Source organism: Ensifer sp. 38_S197, from assembly GCF_056924495.1.
The window spans coordinates 2,236,299-2,249,033 of record NZ_JBXOVZ010000001.1 but is presented as its reverse complement, the minus strand read 5'-3'; the positions used below and the strand labels follow the sequence as shown (position 1 = coordinate 2,249,033).

11 protein-coding genes are annotated in these 12,735 nt (G+C 62.4%); 2 read left to right on the top strand and 9 right to left on the bottom strand.

Annotated features, from left to right (window positions below):
• Positions 1-117 precede the first annotated feature (117 nt).
• From AC1Z3V_RS10350 to AC1Z3V_RS10325, 6 genes are all read right to left on the bottom strand, one after another.
• Positions 118-1,377 (bottom strand): glycosyltransferase family 4 protein, encoded by a 1,260-nt coding sequence (locus AC1Z3V_RS10350; RefSeq protein WP_483498631.1) that lies wholly within the window; start codon positions 1,375-1,377, stop codon positions 118-120.
• A 9-nt stretch (positions 1,378-1,386) separates the two neighbouring features.
• Positions 1,387-2,148 (bottom strand): polysaccharide deacetylase family protein, encoded by a 762-nt coding sequence (locus AC1Z3V_RS10345; protein ID WP_483498629.1) that lies wholly within the window; start codon positions 2,146-2,148, stop codon positions 1,387-1,389.
• Positions 2,141-3,469, bottom strand: coding sequence for an O-antigen ligase family protein (locus tag AC1Z3V_RS10340; RefSeq protein ID WP_483498627.1), 1,329 nt, complete (start codon positions 3,467-3,469; stop codon positions 2,141-2,143). The genes AC1Z3V_RS10345 and AC1Z3V_RS10340 overlap by 8 nt, the downstream gene beginning before the upstream one ends.
• A gap of 13 nt (positions 3,470-3,482) precedes the next feature.
• Complete coding sequence (locus AC1Z3V_RS10335) at positions 3,483-5,096, bottom strand: GumC family protein (RefSeq protein WP_483498625.1); 1,614 nt, start codon at positions 5,094-5,096, stop codon at positions 3,483-3,485.
• A gap of 127 nt (positions 5,097-5,223) precedes the next feature.
• Positions 5,224-6,372, bottom strand: coding sequence for a GNAT family N-acetyltransferase (locus tag AC1Z3V_RS10330; RefSeq protein ID WP_483498623.1), 1,149 nt, complete (start codon positions 6,370-6,372; stop codon positions 5,224-5,226).
• Positions 6,362-7,681: a lipopolysaccharide biosynthesis protein gene (locus tag AC1Z3V_RS10325; protein WP_483498621.1), complete on the bottom strand. Its 1,320-nt coding sequence runs from the start codon at positions 7,679-7,681 to the stop codon at positions 6,362-6,364. Before AC1Z3V_RS10325 ends, AC1Z3V_RS10330 begins: the two co-directional genes overlap by 11 nt.
• 269 nt (positions 7,682-7,950) lie before the next feature.
• On the opposite strand from AC1Z3V_RS10325, the gene AC1Z3V_RS10320 reads away from it, so the two are divergent.
• Together AC1Z3V_RS10320 and AC1Z3V_RS10315 are read left to right on the top strand one after the other, a co-directional pair.
• The gene (locus tag AC1Z3V_RS10320; RefSeq protein WP_483499628.1) at positions 7,951-8,604 is read left to right on the top strand and encodes a N5-glutamine methyltransferase family protein; all 654 of its coding nucleotides are present in this window, start codon (positions 7,951-7,953) and stop codon (positions 8,602-8,604) included.
• Positions 8,601-9,716 carry a hypothetical protein gene (locus AC1Z3V_RS10315; RefSeq protein WP_483498619.1) on the top strand — a complete coding sequence of 372 codons (1,116 nt, stop codon included), beginning with the start codon at positions 8,601-8,603 and terminating at the stop codon, positions 9,714-9,716. The genes AC1Z3V_RS10320 and AC1Z3V_RS10315 overlap by 4 nt, the downstream gene beginning before the upstream one ends.
• A gap of 169 nt (positions 9,717-9,885) precedes the next feature.
• Here the strand turns inward: AC1Z3V_RS10315 and nadE are convergent, their stop codons facing one another.
• Genes nadE through AC1Z3V_RS10300 form a run of 3 tightly spaced genes read right to left on the bottom strand, consistent with a single transcriptional unit; the run spans position 9,886 to position 12,725 of the window.
• Positions 9,886-10,893: an NAD(+) synthase gene (nadE, locus tag AC1Z3V_RS10310; protein WP_483498617.1), complete on the bottom strand. Its 1,008-nt coding sequence runs from the start codon at positions 10,891-10,893 to the stop codon at positions 9,886-9,888.
• A complete protein-coding gene (locus AC1Z3V_RS10305; protein ID WP_483498615.1) occupies positions 10,890-12,437 on the bottom strand; it encodes a class I adenylate-forming enzyme family protein in 1,548 nt (515 codons plus the stop codon). The genes nadE and AC1Z3V_RS10305 overlap by 4 nt, the downstream gene beginning before the upstream one ends.
• A gap of 21 nt (positions 12,438-12,458) precedes the next feature.
• The gene (locus AC1Z3V_RS10300; RefSeq protein WP_429811178.1) at positions 12,459-12,725 is read right to left on the bottom strand and encodes an acyl carrier protein; all 267 of its coding nucleotides are present in this window, start codon (positions 12,723-12,725) and stop codon (positions 12,459-12,461) included.
• Positions 12,726-12,735: the final 10 nt, after the last annotated feature.

Below are 12,735 nucleotides of genomic sequence, written 5' to 3'. Positions count from 1 at the left end.
CCGTAACCGATTTCACGGCGAAATACTTATCAACCAAGTAAATATTTCATTCACCACTCATATAACTGACCAAAAACCATACGGCGAGCCCGCATTACTACAAATTGCGCGCGACGGTTAACGGCGCCGGGCCTCCCCCGCCCCGAGCGATGCATAGAGGTCAAGGGTTCTGTCGCGATAGGCGGCGGCCGAGAATTCACTGGCAATCCAACGTCGACCCGCGGCCCCCATGGCCGTACGATCGGAAACCGTGAGCGCGGCCATCCGCGTCAGTACCTGCGCGAGATCGTCAGCGTCACCGGCTCGGGCCGTCATCCCGGTCTCTCCTTCGCAGATCATTTCGGGGATGCCGCCGATCGACGCGCCGATGACGGGCCGTCCCAACGCATAGGCTTCAAGCACGCTGATCGGCGCGTTCTCGTACCATTCGGACGGCAGAACCAGGGCTCGCGATTCCCCAATCAGACGATGCAGGGCGTGGCCGGAGAGATAGCCGGCAAAGGTGACATTGGCTCCGGTCTGTTCGACGAGCCGCCGAAGCATCGCTTCATCAGGGCCGGTTCCGGCGATCACCACCCGCTGGCGCGACGATGCAGCAGCTCTTATCAATGTCGCCAACCCCTTCTCCGGTGCCAGACGTCCGGCGAAGACGAAGTAGTCGCCCTCAGCCCATTGGTCGGAGTAGTCGTCGACATCGACGAAGTTTGGAATGTGGACCATGCGCTCGCGCGGCCATCCCCACTCGACCAACTTCTCGACGTAGAACTTGCTTGGTACGACGATGCGATCCACCTGGTTGCGGTAGAGGCCGAGCGCGCGGTGGACCAGCGTTTCCGCGAGTACCACGGCACTCAGCGTCAACTCGCCCTTGATGCAGCGGTGGCGCAAGACGTTGTAGACGTGTCCGCCGCGACAGTCCTCGCAAACGGTGCTGTCGCGCAGCATCTTGTAGGAGGGGCAAGCAAGTTTCAGGTCGTGCGCCGTCATGACGACGGGAATGCCGGCCTGCTTCAGCGTCGAGAAGATCGCCGGCGACAGATGATGGTAGACGTTATGGGCATGGGCGATCGAGGGCCGGACATTCCGGATGAGCCGGTCAATGTTGCGCTGGGCCTCGCGCGAGTAGATGACGCTTGCCGCCTGCACGACCTTGCGTAACAGATTGGTGCGCCGGCCGTATTCGATCTCGGAGACGAAGTGGTCGGACCAAGGCGAAGGCTCGTTATCCTCATGCTGCATGGCGAAGGGCACCACGTCCCAGCCAATTTCGCCAAACATCTTCATATGGTCGAAAAACACCGCTTCGGCACCGCCGCGGCGATAGAAGTAGTTATTGATTGCGAGCAGCCTGCCGTTGCCGTTCCGCTGGCCAGACATGGCGCTCTCCTACCAGCCGAGCCTGTCGAGCGCCTGCTCGACCGGCAGGACCACGCATCCCTTGGAGATCGCGTGCTGAACGAGGTGCTCGAAGGTCTCCGGCGTGCAACCATAAGGCGTCGGACGGGCGGCGATGTCGTGGGTAAAGAACACGAGCCAGCCCGGCCGAGCGGCCACATCGTCGATCCATCCGGTGAGCGCCCGTGCATCCGCCTCCGGCTGGCGGATCTCCACGGCCTTGAGCATCAGCGGGTCGACGGCCGTGCGATTGACGCTCTCGCCGGCCGCGCGGCAGGTGCGGTAGCGCCGCCCCAGTTCACGACGCGCCATCGGCCAGGCGGCATTGTAGGGAAACGCGAAGTTCGTCGCAGTCGCGTTGACGCCGCTGCGCTTCAGATAATCAGCGTTACGGTCGAGGTCGCGGGCAAGGCCGCCACCGCGCAAGCGCCTGATCTTGGTGTGGGAATAGGTATGGCAGCCGACTTCGTGGCCTCGATCGGCGAGATCGGCGCATCCCTTCGACGAGATCAACGTGCGTTCAACTTCGACACGCCCCGCCAGTCCGCCAGCAATGTAGAACGTGCCTCGCAGGCCGTACCGTTCAAGGATCGTCGCCCCGTTATGAAGCGCACTGTCCGGCACGTCATCGAAGGTGAAGGAAACGAGCGGCACATCGGTCACGACGTCGCGCGGCTTGGCCGCGAAGCGCCAGATCAACCGGTTCGCGACGCGATCGACAAGGCCGTCGACGGTTTGAAGGAGATCAGACATAAACGGCTCCGGATTTTACCTGCTGCGGGGCCACCGAAAGGACCGCGCGCGACTGTAGGTGCAGGCCGTAGAGGGAAAAGAGGAAAGTGAACCACAGGAGGTTGCCGCCCTCGAAGAACAGGCTCTCGAGGCCGGCGTTGAAGATCGTGTAGAGCCAGACGCGGATATAGAGCCGGGTAAGATGGGAATGCTCCTGGGCCGGTGCCAGACGCGCGATGTTGCGCAGAGGCAGGACCAGGAGCCAGAGCACCGTCAGCAACAATCCGGGAAAACCCGTCGTCAGAGCGATGTCGAGATAGGAGTTGTGGCCATTTGCGGCCGCCACCGCCCAGGTTTCGATCGAGCCACCGCTATTGACGAGTTCCGACGTCTGCCAGAAGGCCTTGAAACCGTAGCCGGTGATCGGTTGTTCGGCGAGTGCCGTGAAGGCGAACCGCCAGATATCGGCACGATTGGTGAAGGTTGCATCGATGCCAAGCTCGGTGACGAAATCGCTGAGTGGCTTGAACACCGCGGAGCCGACGGCGAAGAGATTGAACAGACCGACCCCCCCGATAACGATCGGGATGCGCAGGAAGCGGAATCGCTCGAAAATCCAGCCAAGCAGCACGATCGCCGGCAGCATGGCGGTCGAGGTCTTGCCGCCCGTATGGAGCAGGAAGTTGAACGACAGGGCAACGATGGCCAGGCCAGCCATTCGCGACCAGACGTTCATGACGAAGAGGCCGAAGAAAGCCGCAATCACCATGGCTGCTGCGGCACTGTTCTTGTGGGGGAAATGGCCGCGCCAAAGGCCGGCGTTCATTGGTTCGCGGAGTTCGGAGGCTTGATGGATCGCAAGCGTCGGCTTGAAGAGAATGCCGTAATAGGCGACCGCCAGCATGAACAGGGTGCCGATGCCGAGCATCTTGGCGAAATGCCGCTCTGAAGCTGGCAGCAGCAGATAGACGCTGGCGTTGATCGTCACCATCACCGCGAGGACGGTTCCCTTAATTCCGAACATCGGATAGGCCGAAATCGCGGAGACGAACAGGAACCAGATGTAGAGCACGGCCAGCAACAGCCGCGGCTGCAGAATGATACCGCGCAGCGGGTGCGCGAGCCCATAGGCGAACATACCCGCAAAGAGTGCAAGCGATACGATCTGGTTCAAGCGATTGGAATTGCCAGCAGAAGGATCCAGCACCGCCGCCCCGGTCAGGTCGATGAAGGGCGTGGTCGTTATCCAGAAAAAAAGGAACGTCGCCATGAAGAGCGCGGTCCCTATGCGGGCGCGGAGCAGGTCCGCCGGGCTCTCGTCGCGATAGACGGCGCTCGTCATGCCGTCCCCTCTCTCAGGCCGCTACGGGCCGGCGTCCGCGCAGGAAGCGCCACAGCCCCAGCGTCAGGGCCAGGCCGATGCCAAGTGCGAGGCCGAAGATCACGCCCCCCGCGAGCAGGATCAACGTACGCGGCGGCCAGCTACGCGCGTTCGGCGGCAAGGCGCGCGAGATCACGCGGACATTGGTCGTGTCGATCTGCTGGCGCTCGGTAATCTGCTGAGCGCGCGCCAGATGGGTCTCGTAGATCGCAGCCTTGGCCCGAGCATCTCTCTCGAGATCCCGAAGCTGCACCTGGGCCTCGTTGTCGGAGAAAACGTTCGATTTCTCGTCGCTTGCCTTGGCACGCAAGGCGGAAAAAGCCTGCTGCTCGCGATCCATGTCCGCCTTGGCGCGATCGAGAATGCGACGCGCCTCGTCGGCCATGGCCCCTTCCAGGGTCGTGCGCTCGGAGCGGGCATTGACGAGACGCGGGTGCCGCTCGCCATAGGTGCGCTGCATCGAGGCGATCTGCTGCTGCAGCACGTTATATTGCTCGCGCAGGTTCGTCATGTTGACGGATTCGAACTCCGAAGCGCTCGCGGTGCGACCCTGCGCAATCGCATCGTTCATCTGCCGATAGCGCGTCTCCGCCTGGATGAAGCGCTGTTGAGCGTCGAGAACCTGCGTGTTCAGTTCGTTCGAAAGTTGATTGCTGACAAGCTGGCCATCGTTGGTGGACTGGAGGCCATTCTTGCGGCGGAAATCCTCTACGGCCCTCTCGGCCTCGGTCACGTTGTGGCGCAATTCATCGAGGCGCGCATTGAGGTTCTGAGCAACGCGACCGGCGCTTTCGGCGGCAGACTGAAACAGCTCCCGCTCAAAGGCCGCGACGATCGCATTGGACAGCGTCACCGCCTTCGCCGCCTCTTCGCTCCAGACCTTCATCACCACGACGAAGGACCGCTCTTCACGCCGTGCTTCGACCCGCTCCGATAGCGCCCGCATCGCGGCAAGCTCATTGCCTGCCTGCTGTTCCGCCTTCGTCGAAAAGAGGCTCTTCAGCGAAGCGAAGACCGAGGGTTTCACGAACTCCGGATCCTCGGAGAGGCGCAGTTGGTCGATCACGCGCGACAGCACGTTGCGCGATGTCAGAATGCGAAGCTTGCTTTCCACCTCCAGCAACTGCGCGTCGCGCTGCGGGTTGGAGGTGAAAACGTCGTCGCTGACGACATTCAGATTGGAGGGATCGACAACGATGTCGGTATAGACGCTGTAGCGCGGCGTCGCCGTCATCGCATAGGCGAGCGCGGCTGCCACACAGAGCATCACGGCGACCACGATCCAGAGGAGCCCTTCTCGCAGCCAGCCGATGATATCGTCGACGCCGATGTTGCCGAGTTCGTTCAATCCGGGGAAATAATTGTCGCGGCGCTGTGGCGTTGGCACAAGGGCACTGACCTGGTGCCGCGATGCTTCCGAAGGGCCGCCGGCTTGCGGTCGGGCGACTGCGGGCTCGGCGCCCCCCTGCTCCGCGCCCGGCAAGTCAGGTGACAACAGATCGAGCAACGAGCCTCTCGCGACCGGCACACCCTGATCGTGCACCGGACGGCTGGGCCTCCGTTTTTCGGCCTCGTCCGGCCTATACATAAGCATCCCTCACGCACGCCCATCAAGACGCGAAGATCGTGACCCCGCGAGCCGCCTTCCATCGCAGAATTAGAGTTGTAGGGTGAATATTCCGTTAAACGACGGGATCGCCGCTTAACGCCGGGGATCAGAAGTCGGTCAGCAACCGGCTCCAGCTTTCCGACGCCAGTCCGCCGACATAGATATCGTTCCGCTGGACGGCATCCTTGAGATCCGCGTGCCGCGTCACCATGCAGAAGTATCCGCGATGATGGAAGGAGAGCCATCTCTGGCGCGAAATCGCATTCATCAGGAATGGTTGCGCACTGCCGACGGCAAGAGCGTAGCCCTCCGTATCAAGCGAATGGAACATTTGTGCGGTGACGTCGAACTCACGGCCCGCCTCGCAGACAATGTTGAGCACCGTCGCCGTTCCTCCGGCCCTGCCGAAATAGAGATAGGCGCCGATCACGTGCCCGCTCTCGTTCAGGATCTCCCGGCAGAGGAGTTCGCCCAAGTTACTGTTCAAACCGGCGACCGCCATCAGCCAGTTGAATTCACTCCTCGACCAGACGGGTCTGACGGCAAAGCGCCGGAGCATCGGCTCGGCGCACTCGGCAAAAGCCGCGGGATCGATGGCGCGCGTTGCGCAACCGGCAGCGGCATCCGGCTTCGTCCTGGGGCGGCGGCGGCGCAGAATTCGATCGGCAGCCGCGAGCGGACCCAATACGACCCTCGATCGGAGAAGCGGTACCTGTCGGCCGACCGTCAGAGCCCAGGCTTTGAGTGGCCGGAAGGAGCGACGCCAATTGAGGCTCTGTATCGGCAGTACGACACCGCCGCCGGCCACCCAGTGATCCGCGCTGACCGGCGACGAATTGTCCGAAAAGCACATATCCTGTTTGGCGGCGCGCATGGTACGGGCAAGGCAGGCCGCGCCGACTGCGCCGGCCTTGCCTTCGGACATGAAGGCGCACAACAGCTTCGCTACTGTCCGGCGACCGTTGACCGTGAACTCCATGGGAAGCGCCAGGATGGCGCTGCCGATACCGCCGGTCCCATCGTCATAGACGATGCTGCCGTTTTCCGGGGTATAGAGCGGGCTGCCGAAGAAGATGATCTCGATATACTGCCGAAGCTCTTCGCTTGCTGCTCCTTCGCGCTTGCGAAAGATCCGGGTGAACATGCTGCTAACGATGGGGATATCCCGGGGCTCCATCGCCCGTACGTTGCCCAGGCGGACCATTTCCCGTGTGAGCGGCCTCGCGGCCTGGATGTTCCCGGCCTCAAGCTTCATGGGCCATCCTTGCCGCCAAGGGCGCGCCGCCGGCCTGTTCCCTATCGCGCCGTACGAAGCGCAGGAAAACGACCCAGGAAACGATGACCATCGCGATTTCGATGACGTAGAAGGAGATGAACGTTCCGGCCGGCGGCGCGTACCAGGTAGCCCAGGCTGTGAGCGCCGCGCCGAATACACTGCCGAGCCCCATGACCGAGGCGCGCGCAGGATGGTGGCCAGACGCCCCGAGCGCCTCCATCGCCACCGACCACATGGCAAGCGGCACCACGACCCAGCAGAGGATGCGGACGAAGGAAACGAGAGAGACGTAATCCTTACCGAAGAGATAGGGCAGAACGGGCGCGAGCACGAAGACCGCGATGGCGGCGGCTACACTGATCGAGGTGGCGGCAAGAAGCACCTTGCGGACACGCTCGAACGCGTGACGCAGCCCGGCTGCAGTCGCCTTCGCGGAACCGGGATAGATCAACCGGTTCAGTGCCTCGACCGAAAGATAGCTGCTCTCCAGCATCCGTCGCGCGACGCTGTAGCTCGACATCACCTCGGCGCTCGCCACGAGGCTCAGCACCAGAAGGTCGGCATTCTGCCTGACGGCGCGCAGGATGAACGGGATGCTGAAATAGAGCCCAAGCGGCAGTTCTTCGCGCACGATGCCATAGGTCGGACGCCCCAGCCCCTTGACGGCGCGCCAGCATCCGACAGCCACGAGCACATGACAGATGAACTGCCACACCGCCCAGGCGGCGACCGTGGCCACCCCGAAGGCGACACAGGCGAGCGCCGCTGCAATGGTGCGCGCCACGGCAAAGCCGACGACGACCTTGTTTGCCGAGGCAAAATTGGAATGGGCGAGGAAGATCTGTTCCGCCAGCACGATGATGCGGACGAAGACAATGTTGGTGATGAGCATCAGCGTGATCACCGCGACGTTGGTCGCCGGATCCGCTGACAAGGTGAAGAAGAATGGCAGCACGGCCGCGCCAAGCAGAACCAGGATCACGCCACTCACGGTTGTCAGCAGAATGTTGTGCCCGAGCATGCGCGAATACATGCTGCGATCGCGCGCCACGCGGCGCACCAGGCACTCCATCGCGCCAAGACCGCACAGATGTACCGCAATGTTGGCGACAGCGGTAATTGCGACGAAAACGCTGAATTCATGTACGCCGAGCCAGCGCGCCAGAATTGCAAACGTCAAAAGCTGGGCGGCGGATCCGATGACGAGACTGCCGCCGGATGCAGCATAGGACATGATCATCGAGAGGAACGGTCTGTGCGCGCGTTCCTTCACACCTTCCGAAGCCATTCCGATCTGCCTTTGACACAAACCCGCCGTCCGTTGCGCAAAGCGCACTCAATGACAACGAGCATCCCCTTTTGATCGCTGCGCAAAGTAGCAGGCAGAGGTGATTGCGCGGTTAACGCACGCGCCGTAATTGCATTTGAGCTTCGTTTACCCGATTACAATAGGCTCCAGCGCTGCGCGTCCATAGATTTATCCAGGAACAATTCGACTGAGGACGCGAGGGGGTGGCCGTGCCGCACAACGACAATCATATCCGTCTGCATCGCTTCATGGGCGTGGACCTCGAACTCGCACCCGACGTTCTCGTTCCACGCGAGGAAACGGAACTCCTCGGGCGAAAAGCTGTGTCGATTCTTGCCGATGGCCCGACGGCACCGACCGTAATCGACATGTGCTGCGGCTCCGGTAATCTCGCCCTTGGCATCGCCAGCGACATCCCCTCTGCCCGTATCTGGGGCGCTGACCTCACGGACAGCACCGTCGCGCTGGCGCGCCGCAACGTCGACCGGCTCGCGACAGGCACACGCGTCTCCATCCGGCAGGGCGATCTCTTCGCCGCCTTCGAGGGCGATAATCTCGAAGGCACGGTCGATATGATCGTCTGCAATCCGCCCTACATCTCGACCGGACGCCTTGAGGGAGACCGGGCGCACCTCCTCGAAAACGAGCCGCGCGAGGCCTTTGACGGCGGCCCCTACGGCATATCCATTCACCAGCGGCTGGTCCGTGACGCCGTGGCCTTTCTGAAGCCCGGCGGCTGGCTGCTGTTTGAGTTTGGCGAGGGCCAGGATCGTCAGGCGGCGGCCCTTCTGTCGCGCATCAAGACCTACGAACCGGTGACATTTGCGACCGATCGCGACGGCAAGCCGCGCGTCGCCATCGTCAGGAAAATCGACGACCAGACGGGAAGCTTACCCAAATGAGCGAAATCCGTTCGCTCGAACGCGCGGACATCCCAGCGATTGCGGGCATGTTCCAGCGGGTGTTCCGCAACGACCAGAGCACACCGCCGCCAGCGCTTGCCGATTACATGCAGCAGCTCTACCTCGATGCGCCCGGCTGCGATCCGGAGATACGCCCGCTCGTCCACGTGAACGACAAGGGCGTCATTTCCGGATTTGTCGGCGTCAACGTCCTGCCAATGGCGCTGAATGGCCGCCGGCTGCGTGCGGCAATCTGCGGTTCGCTGATGGTCGAGGATCGCGAGAACGATCCCCTCGCCGGCGCGCGCATTCTCAAGGCCTTTCTGGCCGGCTCGCAGGATCTCTCTTTCAGCGAGACCGCAAGCGACGTCTCGACACAGATGTGGACACGCCTGCGTGGCGTCGTCCTACCGCAGTACAGTCTCGATTGGGTGCGCGTCATCCAACCCGCTTCTTTCAGCCTGAGTGTCGCGTCGAACCGCATCAAGCCGGCGCGGCTTGCGGCACCCATCGCGCGGGCGGTTGACAGCGCCTATCGCAAGCGGATGGCGCCCGGCGAGCAACGCTGGTCCGCCGTGTCTGCCGCTGGCACCAGCCAGGGCGGCTTCACGACCAAGGAAACCGATCGCAACGGCTTTGCCGCCGTGGTCGATCGCTTCATCGCCCAGTTTCCGCTTCGCCCCGAATGGGCTGAAGGGCAGCTCGACCATATTCTCGGTGATGCGGAACAAAAGCCCGAACAGGGCGAGCTCGTCTATGCGCTGGTCGCCGCGCGCACCGGCACGCTCGTTGGCGCCTTCGCCTATTACGCCAGGGCGGGCGAAATTGGGCGGGTACTACAGGTGCTGGCGCTGCCGGGCCAGGCCGGTCCGGTTATCGACTGTCTCGTCGACCACGCCTCCAAACGCGGTCTTCCGGGCCTCAGGGGACGGACGCAGCCGGCGCTCATGGAAGCGATGCTCGGACGTCGGATTGCCTTCGTCCACGTCGCCTCGACGGTGCTTCATTCCCGTGACCCGGCGATCGTCCAGGCCTGCCGGGATGGGCAAGGCTTCTTCAACGGCATTGCCGGAGAACACTGGTGCCGGCTGATCGCGGGTCAGTTCGACTGATGACTGCATGTCTCGTTAAATCGACCTGGTTTTAAGGAGACAGGCAGAAAATCAAAGTTCTACAGCGACCTTTGCGCGTCTGATATGACACGCGGCGCTGTAGGCCTTCGGTTATTGCGATCTTCCTTGAAGCCATCGCAATAACCCGCCCGCGCAATGAGACTTTCGGTCAGCCTTTGATCTCCTCCACCGGCTGCACCAGCTGTGGCCCCAGATGCAGGTAGCGCGTCGCCTTGCGCTTTGCGGCGATGTCCGCCCAGACCCGCTCCACCTGCGTGGCCGTCAGGCCAGCCGCCTTGGCCACCGCGGCGATCTCGATGCCGTTGTTGAGCCCGTAGAGGCAGAGGTCCATGCGGTCGTATGGCAGCGAGAAATAGAATTCCTCCTGCGTCTGCTCCAGCGAGTAGGTATCCGTCGTCGGCGGCCTGCGTCGGATCTCCTCGGGAATGCCGAGATAGGCCGCAAGCGCGTAGACCTGCGACTTGTAGAGATGGGCGATCGGCTTGACGTCGGCCGCCCCGTCACCGTTCTTGACGAAGAATCCCTGGTCGTATTCCAGTCGGTTCGGCGTGCCGAGCACGGCGAAATTCAGCCGGTCGGCGTGATAATACTCCACCTGCTTGCGCGTACGCTGCTTCATGTTGGTGGCGGCGACGATGCCGAGATAGACCGACGGCGGCATGCGGTGCTTCGAGCGCGTGCCGTCGGGGCTTTGCACGACGAGGGAGGAGATGTTGTAGCCTTCGCCTTCGAGCGCATTGGCGATGACGATCTTCGACGCCCATCCGTCGCCATAGTCCGGGACCAGTTCGCGAATAAAGGCATCGCGACGCTCGTAGCAACCCATCGCCTTCAGGGTCGGACCGATATCCTCGATGATTGCTTCGACACCGAAGGTCTCGGCCACCAGGCGACCAAAGCGCAGGCTATCGGGGTCGGAATCGTTTTCCGGCATGAACAGACAGAAGACATTCTTGGCACCGACGGCACGCACGGCGAGCGCCACCGAAACGCTCGAGTCGATGCCACCGGAGAGCCCGAGCACCAGACCGCGCTTCTTCATCGCCCGCAACTGCTCGCGCAGCCCGGCGACGATCCGGTCGGTTTCGGCCGCATGGTCGATCGTCAGCGTCTCCGCCGAAAACGGGCGCGCGCCCTCAGTCATCAGAATGTTCATTGGGCGGGCTCCATCGTCTCTGCCGCAAGGCGGCGGCTGACCTTACCAGTATCCGTCTTCGGAAGTTCGGTGCGGAATTCGACTATCTTCGGCACCATGAAGTCTTCGAGGTGACGGGCGCAGTGGCGAATAATGTCCTTGTCCGTCAGGCCGGGATCGGAGAGCACCACCAGCGCCGCGATCGCGTGACCGAGCACCGGGTCGGCGACACCGACCACCACGGCTTCGGCAATACCCGGATGCGCATGCAGTACGGTCTCGACTTCCTTGGGCGCGACCTTCTCGCCGCGCGTCTTGATGATGTCGTCCTTGCGGCCGACGAAATAGAGGAAGCCCTCCTCGTCGGTCTGGAAGAGGTCACCGGTGTAGAGCACCTTTTCCCACGGGTTTGGCCCCGGACGCAGCATGCGCTCCGTCGCCGCATCGTTGCGCCAGTAGCCCTGCATGACGTGGGGACCGCGAATGACGAGTTCACCGGGAACACCCGGCGGAACGCGCTTGCCCTCATCATCGACCACGAAGGCTTCGGTATTCGGTATCGCGATGCCGACCGAGCCCGGCCGTCGATCGAGTTCCTCCGGCGGCAGGTAGGTGCAACGCTTACACTCTGTCAGCCCGTACATCGAATAGAGCCGGGCGCTCGGGAAGAGTTCGCGCAGCCGTGCGATATGCGGCGGCGGCAAGGCGGCGGCGGTGTTGGAGAGATAGCGCAGGCTTGGCAGGAAGCCTGGTTCCAGATCGCGCATCTGCAGGATCATCGCCGCCATCGTCGGAACCAGCGGGAAGCCGGTAACGCCCTCCGCGCGGATCCGCTCGAAGATCGCGTGCGGGAACGCGAAGGACTTTTCGAGCACCAGTGTCGCACCGATGCGGATCGCCATCAGCAACTGGTAGAGGCCATAGTCGAAGGCAAGCGGCAATACGTTGAGGATGATATCGTCGGGCTCGTTGCGCAGGTAGGTGGTGATTGATTGAGATGCCGCATCGATGTTGCGATGGGTCATCATCACGCCCTTCGGACGGCCGGTCGAGCCCGAGGTGTAGATCAACATCGCGAGGTCCACATCGATACCGCGATGCGGGACAGCGGTTGGTGCTTCCGCAAGGCAGCTTTCGAAGGAGACCGCGTCAAGCGGCGTCTGGCCGTTGGCCGCAGCCGTCGAAGCAACGAAGATATCTGATTTGCCGCTCAGCGCTTGCGCTTCCGCGACGATCGGCATCAGCTTCGCCTGCGTCAGGATCGCGGCCGCTTCACAGTCGGTGATGATATAGGCGAGTTTGTCCGCCTTGGTCGAGGCGTTGATCGGGCTGAAGGTCGCGCCAGCCTTCAGGATCGCGAAGATCGAGACAGCCGCTTCCCAGCAATTGTCCATGAAGACGAGCACGCGATCGTTGCGTTTGACGCCGGCCCGCGCGAGCGCGGCAGCCAGCCTGCCCGATAGATCGTCGAATTCGCCGTAGTTGAGGCGACGACGTTCCGTGACCAGCGCCGTTTTCGCCGCGTGCCTGGCGGCGTTGCCTGTAAGGAATTGCTCGAACCGCATGGACGCCCCCTCGCGCCTTGATTATGCCGTGGCCGGCGCCGCGACCCGGGCCTCGACGAAGGCCGAAATGCGCGCAAGAGAATCGAGGTTCGCGGGCACGATATCGGCATCGCCCATGGCAATGCCGAACTGGTCCTCGATAAAGGCTACGAGTTCGAGAACGCCGGTTGAATCGATGATGTCATTCTCGATGAGCGACGCTGTATCGGCGAGATCGTAGGATGTATCGCCGAACAGGAAGTTTTCGATGACGAAGGCTTTAACCTTGTCCTTGATCGTTTCCGTCATGTGGTTTCCT

What these genes read in the sequence shown, in the direction of transcription:
- AC1Z3V_RS10350 (WP_483498631.1), bottom strand. Translation starts at nt 1,377, where the DNA reads ATGTCTGGCCAGCGGAACGGCAACGGCAGGCTGCTCGCAATCAATAAC.
- AC1Z3V_RS10345 (WP_483498629.1), bottom strand. Translation starts at nt 2,148, where the DNA reads ATGTCTGATCTCCTTCAAACCGTCGACGGCCTTGTCGATCGCGTCGCG.
- AC1Z3V_RS10340 (WP_483498627.1), bottom strand. Translation starts at nt 3,469, where the DNA reads ATGACGAGCGCCGTCTATCGCGACGAGAGCCCGGCGGACCTGCTCCGC.
- AC1Z3V_RS10335 (WP_483498625.1), bottom strand. Translation starts at nt 5,096, where the DNA reads ATGTATAGGCCGGACGAGGCCGAAAAACGGAGGCCCAGCCGTCCGGTG.
- AC1Z3V_RS10330 (WP_483498623.1), bottom strand. Translation starts at nt 6,372, where the DNA reads ATGAAGCTTGAGGCCGGGAACATCCAGGCCGCGAGGCCGCTCACACGG.
- AC1Z3V_RS10325 (WP_483498621.1), bottom strand. Translation starts at nt 7,681, where the DNA reads ATGGCTTCGGAAGGTGTGAAGGAACGCGCGCACAGACCGTTCCTCTCG.
- AC1Z3V_RS10320 (WP_483499628.1), top strand. Translation starts at nt 7,951, where the DNA reads ATGGGCGTGGACCTCGAACTCGCACCCGACGTTCTCGTTCCACGCGAG.
- AC1Z3V_RS10315 (WP_483498619.1), top strand. Translation starts at nt 8,601, where the DNA reads ATGAGCGAAATCCGTTCGCTCGAACGCGCGGACATCCCAGCGATTGCG.
- nadE (WP_483498617.1), bottom strand. Translation starts at nt 10,893, where the DNA reads ATGAACATTCTGATGACTGAGGGCGCGCGCCCGTTTTCGGCGGAGACG.
- AC1Z3V_RS10305 (WP_483498615.1), bottom strand. Translation starts at nt 12,437, where the DNA reads ATGCGGTTCGAGCAATTCCTTACAGGCAACGCCGCCAGGCACGCGGCG.
- AC1Z3V_RS10300 (WP_429811178.1), bottom strand. Translation starts at nt 12,725, where the DNA reads ATGACGGAAACGATCAAGGACAAGGTTAAAGCCTTCGTCATCGAAAAC.